Origin of the sequence: Geminicoccus harenae (assembly GCF_019800005.1) — a bacterium.
In the GTDB taxonomy this organism is placed as follows: Bacteria; Pseudomonadota; Alphaproteobacteria; order Geminicoccales; family Geminicoccaceae; genus Geminicoccus; species Geminicoccus harenae.
This window is the reverse complement of the sequence record NZ_JABGCL010000078.1, coordinates 1-7,411: the sequence shown is the minus strand read 5'-3', so window position 1 is coordinate 7,411 and position 7,411 is coordinate 1. Positions and strand designations below refer to the sequence as shown.

Here is a 7,411-nt window from a genome sequence, read left to right as displayed (position 1 = left end):
ATACTGAAGAGGTTCAGTATGGAGAATTCCAAAAGGGGTTTGCTTCCCTTTAGACATGGAATTCATCTCTCCAAGGATATGTCTCCCAAGACAGATCAAGAGAGAGAGCATATGAGTAAGATCCCTTATGCTTCAGCTGTAGGGAGTCTTATGTATGCTATGCTATGTACTAGACCTGATATCAGTCATGCTGTAAGCGTTGTCAGCAGATATCAGTCTAATCCAGGTGAGGCACACTGGATAGCAGTCAAGAATATCCTTAAGTACTTGAGAAGGACTAAGGATTTGATTCTTGTCTATGGAGAAGATGAGCTTAAGGTAGATGGATTCACTGATTCTGACTTTCAGTCAGATATAGATGATAGAAAGTCTACATCTGGATATTTATTCACCTTGAATGGTGGAGTGTTCAGTTGGAAGAGCTGTAAGCAGACTATTACAGCGGATTCCACTACTGAAGCTGAGTATGTAGCCGCCTCTGAAGCTGCCAAAGAAGCTGTTTGGATCAAGAAGTTCATCTCTGAACTTGGAGTGGTTCCAGCCATTGAGTCACCTATACCTTTGTATTGTGACAACAATGGGGCTATTGCTCAAGCCAAGGAACCAAGGTCTCATCAGAAGTCCAAGCACATTGAAAGGCGTTTCCACATGATTAGAGAAATCATTGAAAGAGGAGATATCAGTATGCAAAGAGTAGCATCTGAGGATAATACCGCAGACCCACTTACCAAGGCTCTTACCCAGAAAGTCTTGGATCGACATCTTGAGAAGATGGGGATGAAGTACGTCACTAATTGGATTTAGTGCAAGTGGGAGATTGTTAGAGATATGCCCTAAACCAATTGTTCTGTTGAGTTTAAAGGGCTTTGTATTTCATTATTAAATCATGTATTAACATTATTGATTTATAATATGGCTATTTTATCATGCAAACCTGTGTTTAATTACTGTTCATGATAAAGTCCCTGGATAGAATGATAGAGAGTAGTATCTCAAAGTGTTGAGATTGAGAGACTTACAACTCTCAAGTACATCTATCCTAAATCAGTTCCTGATCATAGGTTTATATATGTGGACGATTATAAACCGTTAAGATTAGCTCAGGTTATACTAGCTCCATGGGAGGATGGTGAGTCTCGAACCATTTGTGTAGAGACACTATAGTAAACCTGGGGGTGCTTGTTAGAGAACAAGTACACTGAACGTGACCAATGTGAGTACAGCTTATGGGATTCTATTTGTATGTCAAAAGCTGCTCATGTGTATAGTCACAATTATGTAATCCTTAGACTTGAGACACCACATGTTATCTTATGCATAGGCTGCTAGGGTTTGATAGTATCTCGTACACTCTTAATGACAAGGGTGTAATCGGTACTCATTGGCACTAGTGGATTATGTATGAAGATAGGTGAGTGTGCGATAGAGGATCACCACCCTTAATCAGAGAGGGCGAATGTCTTAGTTAATTCACAAATATAATATCTCAGTGAAGTCTTTGGCCAAAGCAGAAGGTTACCAAGAAATGAGTTTCTAGGGTATACCTAATTGAGATTATGATTTGGTGAATTTGTAACACATGACTTAGTTAGGGTTTGACATGAATCCATGCCCAATTAACTGAGTCAAGACATTGATTGGTGAAGGATTATCTATTACACGAAGGGTTCATTTATGCAGGAATATTCACCCATACCTAGGGTACGTCGTGATATGTTGCTAGACGTCACTCATGACTAGTGAAGGCCTAATGATAAGAGTTATCATTGAGGGCAAAATTGGAATTGTTCCAATCGAACCTATAAATAGAAAGTTTCTATTTTGGGAGACATCGAGATGTCCCCTGCCGCTACTAGGTTGGGATGAACCCAATGGGTCACACACAATAAGCTTAAGTGATCTTCTTGATTGAATGAGAGGAGTTATCCTAGTTAAGTATATGCCTATCCTTAATTATTAAGGGTTAATAATTAAACAAGGATGAGGATACTCTAAACAAGGATAAGGATACAGTTATCCTAATTATGAATAAGCCTATCCTTAATTATTAAATGTTAATAATTAACAAGGATAAGGATATTCTAAATAAGGATAAGGATATACAATGTGGGGTTTGGTCATGCTAGCACTAGTAACCAAACACCCCATTAAGAAGAGAGGGACTATATAAGTGGTGTTATAGATTAGGGTTCTTTAACCTAGCATCTCTTTTGAAGAGAGCCTCCACCCTTGATGACACCACTCCCTCTCTCTCTTCCTCTCTAGCTTGTTTCTTCACAAGGGTTGTGAAGAACAAGATCATCTTGAAGTCTTGAGCCGTGTGGATTTCCATTGGAGGCTTCCATATTTTTGGAGCTCGAAGAACACGAGGGATTTCTACAGTGGAGCATCTACAAACCAAGAACAAGTAAGCATGATTTATTGTTGTTTAAATTATGTGTTTCGATTCGTTTCATGATTAGAGATCGATTCATGGGAGATTACATGGGATAAATTTTTAATTGCGTGTTTCCGCTGCGCTCCCATGGTGTAATCTTTCAGTGGTATCAGAGCCAACTCTAATCCATGGATTCGAATCATGAATGGCTTGGTATGGCATTAATTAAAATCAAAGTTTCAAGGGTTTTTGAAGAACAAAACCAGAATCCCGTTTTTCTGGAGCATGCCAACTTGTTTGGCTTGTATCTTGATCAAAACATATCCAAATCGCATGAGGTCGGTCTTGTTTCGATCGTGACTCGATATAGAACGTTTCTATATCAATTTTGGAATTTTTACAAGCCATTAAGGCAGTGTTTGAAGGCAAAACAATGGCTGGACAGAACCCAGTTTTCTGCAGAAAATTTTTATAAAGTTTTCTTGTTTTGCTTGTTTTGTTCAAACTACTCAATGGCTTCCCTTCAAACTTCATAGAAGTGTTCTATGGAAGTATTCTAAGGGTTCTATGATTTTGTTTTGGCTTTGGAAGCCATAGAATAATTGGTTTAAAATTATTAAGCTTTCTTGAACCCCTATGAATTTCGGCCATGGTGGGTTTGGAACCCTAGCTTGTTTTTATTATCTTAGGATTTTTTAATCCTTATGATTTTCGGCCTTTAATGCATATGAGAGCTTGAAGGTGCAGCCATGGTGATTTCTTGGTGGAGAAGATGATAAGGTTGTTGAAATTTTAATCCAAATAGAATCCTAGATTATCTAGGATTAGTTTTATTTGAATTAATTTCTATCTTATCATTATTATTATATTCTTTTTGGGAGTAAATTAATTGATGGATATGGTGGCTGATCATGGGAAATACTTTAGGGTTTTTTAATCCTAATGAAAGTTCCCTAAAGAGTATTTTGGAATATCTTTAACAAAGCACTTTGTATTTGGTTCCCTAAAGAGTATTTTGGAATATCTTTAACAAAGCACTTTGTAGATATGTTTTAGGGTTTGTAACCCTAAGGTGGTGGCTGATTCATGAAGACATTATTAGGGTTTAATATATCCTATTCTTGATTTGATTTTTGAATCTTGAAATAACTTTAATAGGATTAATTTATTTATATGTCTTCTTGATTATTTAATTAGATTAAATAGTTTATGAATCATCCATAATGATATATTTAAATGTTCTAATAGTTAGAGCATGAAAATATATAGTTATAATATGTTTTATAATATGTTTTATAATTATTATAAAACCAAAACAGTGTGCTGTTTTTCTGGGCAGCAGTTTTTGTAAAGTTGTAAATTCTTTTTAATTTAATTAAAAAGGTTTTTACAGCAAGCCACTTATCAACTTCACTTATTTAAGGTCCTGACTAAATGTAGGAAGTGTTCCCATCATTTTTATTTGACTTTAAATAGCCGCACAAAGCATTTTGTGACCGAAGCTCAAATCTGCCAGATTTGGAGTTAAAGTCGCAAATCGCTTTAAAGTGATATCAAACGTTGGAATCACTTAACGAGACCCCTGCCATTGGAAAGAACACTGAAAATCCTTGTGAAATGAAGCGTTCTTCAAATTTAAAATGAGTTTTAAATTAAGCAGATAATTTAGCAAAACAAGGGCTGATTCTTGGTGTTTTAGAGAAAACACAAAAGTAAAGGGTTACTTAATTTTTAATTCGATTAAAAATTAAATTGATTTTTCATGTGATGAGAAATAGATTAAATCTTGATTTTAATATATGCCATTGCCATTCATTACTTGTTTCTTATACTGCTTTAATTTATGCAATGCGATTGTTTAAATTAAAATGGAAAGTTATGGACTTAAAGACCAATTAACTGGATGTGATTGGCCGCATTAGATGTGATGCTTTAAGGGTTGTAATTTAAATTTGTTTAAATTAATTTGTGATGTAATTTTAATTATGGGCTTGCATGCCTATTCCCCATTTGTTAAGTATCCCCTATTTCCATTATTCCCATTTGTTATTTGAATGTAAATGTACATTGGAGATAAAGAACGGTGCATGGTGGGCCCAAGGATACGTGGAGCAATGGGATGACACAGAGAAGGACTTGAGAAGACCTTTTCTTGAATGTAATAGTTACAGGTTAATTTTACGATCACAAAACCCGCATAAGAACTAGGGCTCAACTAATGGCTCTAGTTGGGCCCAAACCAAAAGTCCATAATCTTTCCAAGGAGGCCCATATATATGTTAGATGTATGCTTAGGGGCCCAATAACCATGTTATTATATGTCTTTGATGATAGTGTCCCGTTCCTTTCAGGATAGTGGGAGTATCATTAAAGTACTAATAATAAGAGATGGTTATATATATATGTGATATATGTATGCATGTGATGTATGTTTAATTAATCTGATGAGACCTAAAAATCCCTCATTTTCAAAATTAAATCGTAAGGAAGAGGCATACGATTGCTTTATCCTAGCCTCCTACCATTACAAGACAGGAGGATCTTTATGGTGGGTGTGTTTGGCTGCAGATATGTGGGGACACATTTATTGTAAAGGTTCAAACCGGCTTGTTACATATTGGATATCATGAGGTGCGATAATGGGGCTTACCAATAACCTATCATGTGAGGGATGCCACATTCAATTGACCATACTCATGTGAATGGTAGGTGTGATTTAACTAAAGAGCACTATCCAATAACCTATCATGTGAGGACACTGCGATTTAGAGGCTAAAGGAAGATTGGAACTTGCTTAGAGAAGCATTGGATAAAGAGTTATCCACCCCTTTGGATTAGTGGACCAATAACCTAACATGTGAGGCCCCACTAGTTCAAATGGGACCCCAATCCCCATTAAGAATTCTTCATTGAGTTCTCGAATCCTATAGAGGGAGTATGGGATTTGATAAAATAGTGGGAGGTACCATAAAACTAAAGACCAAGTTATTATGGTTAATGAAATACAATTTTTAATCTGTTACTCATTTTTGTAGATATCATGGTTTTACTCAAACAAATATCCAAAAATGAATTTGACTATTGCTTATCTGAACCTAATAATAAAGAGCTGTCTAATGAATTAGGAATGGTTTCTAGTTCAGGGTTATATCTATCAGTTAGCCCTGCTTCCTCTTGGGTATTGGATACCGGAGCAAGTTCTCACATATGTAATGATATGAAAGAACTCAAGGGAAGCAGGCAGTTAGGTCGAGATCAAATCTCTCTGCGAGTTGGAAATGGAGCAAACGTTGCTGCCTTAGCTGTAGGGACTTGTGACTTAACCTTACCATCAGGACATGTTTTAAAATTAGAGGATTGCTTATATATGCCTGGAATAGTCAGGAACATTGTTTCGGTTTCATCCTTAACACGTTTTGGCTATGAATTTATTTTCGATAGGAATGGTTGTACTATTTCTTTTGGAAATAAATTAGTTGGTTCTGGCATGTATTTAGGCGGTCTATATTTCGTAAACATGGATGGTAGTTTGAACTGTTTAGAGAAGAACCATAAGAAAAGACCTCGTGATGATAAAGACTCCACCTATGTATGGCATTTGAGATTAGGTCATATTAGTGAGGAAAGGATCAACAAGCTAGGTAAGGATGGGCAGTTGGGCTCATATGTACTTGTACCCTTACCTACCTGTGAACCTTGTCTCATGGGTAAGATGACCAAATCGCCCTTTACTGGTCACAGTGAGAGGGCAGGAGACATACTAGGTTTAATACATTCAGATGTATGTGGACCTTTGAATAAGGTTGCCAGAGGAGGTTTCACTTACTTCATTACCTTCACCGATGATCACTCACGGTTAGGTACTGTGTATCTCATGAAACACAAATCTGAATCCTTTGAAAAGTTCAAGGAATACAGAGCTGAAGTAGAGAAACAAACTGGCAAAAGTATTAAAGCTCTTCGATCAGATCGAGGAGGAGAATACTTGACCACGGAGTTCTTAGATCATCTGACTGAGGCTGGCATATTATCACAGTGGACTCCTCCTGGTACACCTCAGCTGAATGGTGTATCTGAAAGGAGAAATCGTACCTTGATGGACATGGTGCGATCGATGCTGAGTTACACTGATATGTCAATATCCTTCTGGGGATATGCATTAGAGACTGCTGCTTATTTATTAAATAGGGTTCCTTCCAAATCTGTCCCTAAGACACCATATGAGATGTGGTATGGGAAGAAACCAAGCCTTAAGCATCTAAGGGTTTGGGGTTCTGTTGCATACGTTAAGAACCAAAATGCAACTAAATTGGAAGCAAGATCAAGCAAGTGTAGATTTGTGGGGTACCCAAAAGAGTCTTTGGGATACTATTTCTATCACACTAGTGAAGAGAAAGTCTTCGTTAGTAAGTTTGCTAAGTTCTTGGAAAAAGAGTTTATTCAAGAAGGAGGCAAAGGTCAAGTGATAGATCTCGAGGAATTATCTGAGAGCACACAAATCAACAATGACACCACTCCTGCCCCTGTTGAGGCAGAACCTACTGGTACACAACCACTTCGTAGATCTGGTAGGGTATCTGCTCCTCCTGTTAGATATGGGTATCTACATGAGATGAGAGAGGAGTTGTTTCTTGGTGACAAGGAACATCCTGATGATCCCACTACATACGAGGGAGTGATGTTGGACATCGACTCGACTAGATGGCAACAAGCCATGGAATCGGATGAACCATGTGTGTATAAGAAGGTTAGTGGGAGTGCAGTCACATTCTTAGTCCTATATGTGGACGATATCCTAATCATTGGGAATGATGTAGGAATGATTTCATCTATTAAGCTCTGGCTTTCTAGCAACTTCTCCATGAAGGATTTGGGAGATGCAACCTATATACTGGGTATTAAGATCTATAGAGATAGATCTAAAAGGTTGCTTGGTCTCTCACAATCCATGTACATAGATAAGATACTGAAGAGGTTCAGTATGGAGAATTCCAAAAGGGGTTTGCTTCCCTTTAGACATGGAATTCATCTCTC

At 37.3% G+C, this 7,411-nt stretch carries 2 protein-coding genes; both read left to right on the top strand.

The genetic code is table 11. From position 1 onward, the window contains the following. On the top strand, positions 1 to 804 hold an 804-nt coding region (locus tag HLA95_RS30155; RefSeq protein WP_222185022.1), incomplete at its 5' end, for a Ty1/Copia family ribonuclease HI. 4,613 nt (positions 805 to 5,417) lie between these two features. Beyond that, the coding region (locus HLA95_RS30150) for a reverse transcriptase domain-containing protein (protein WP_222185021.1) at positions 5,418 to 7,411 on the top strand (1,994 nt) is incomplete at its 3' end.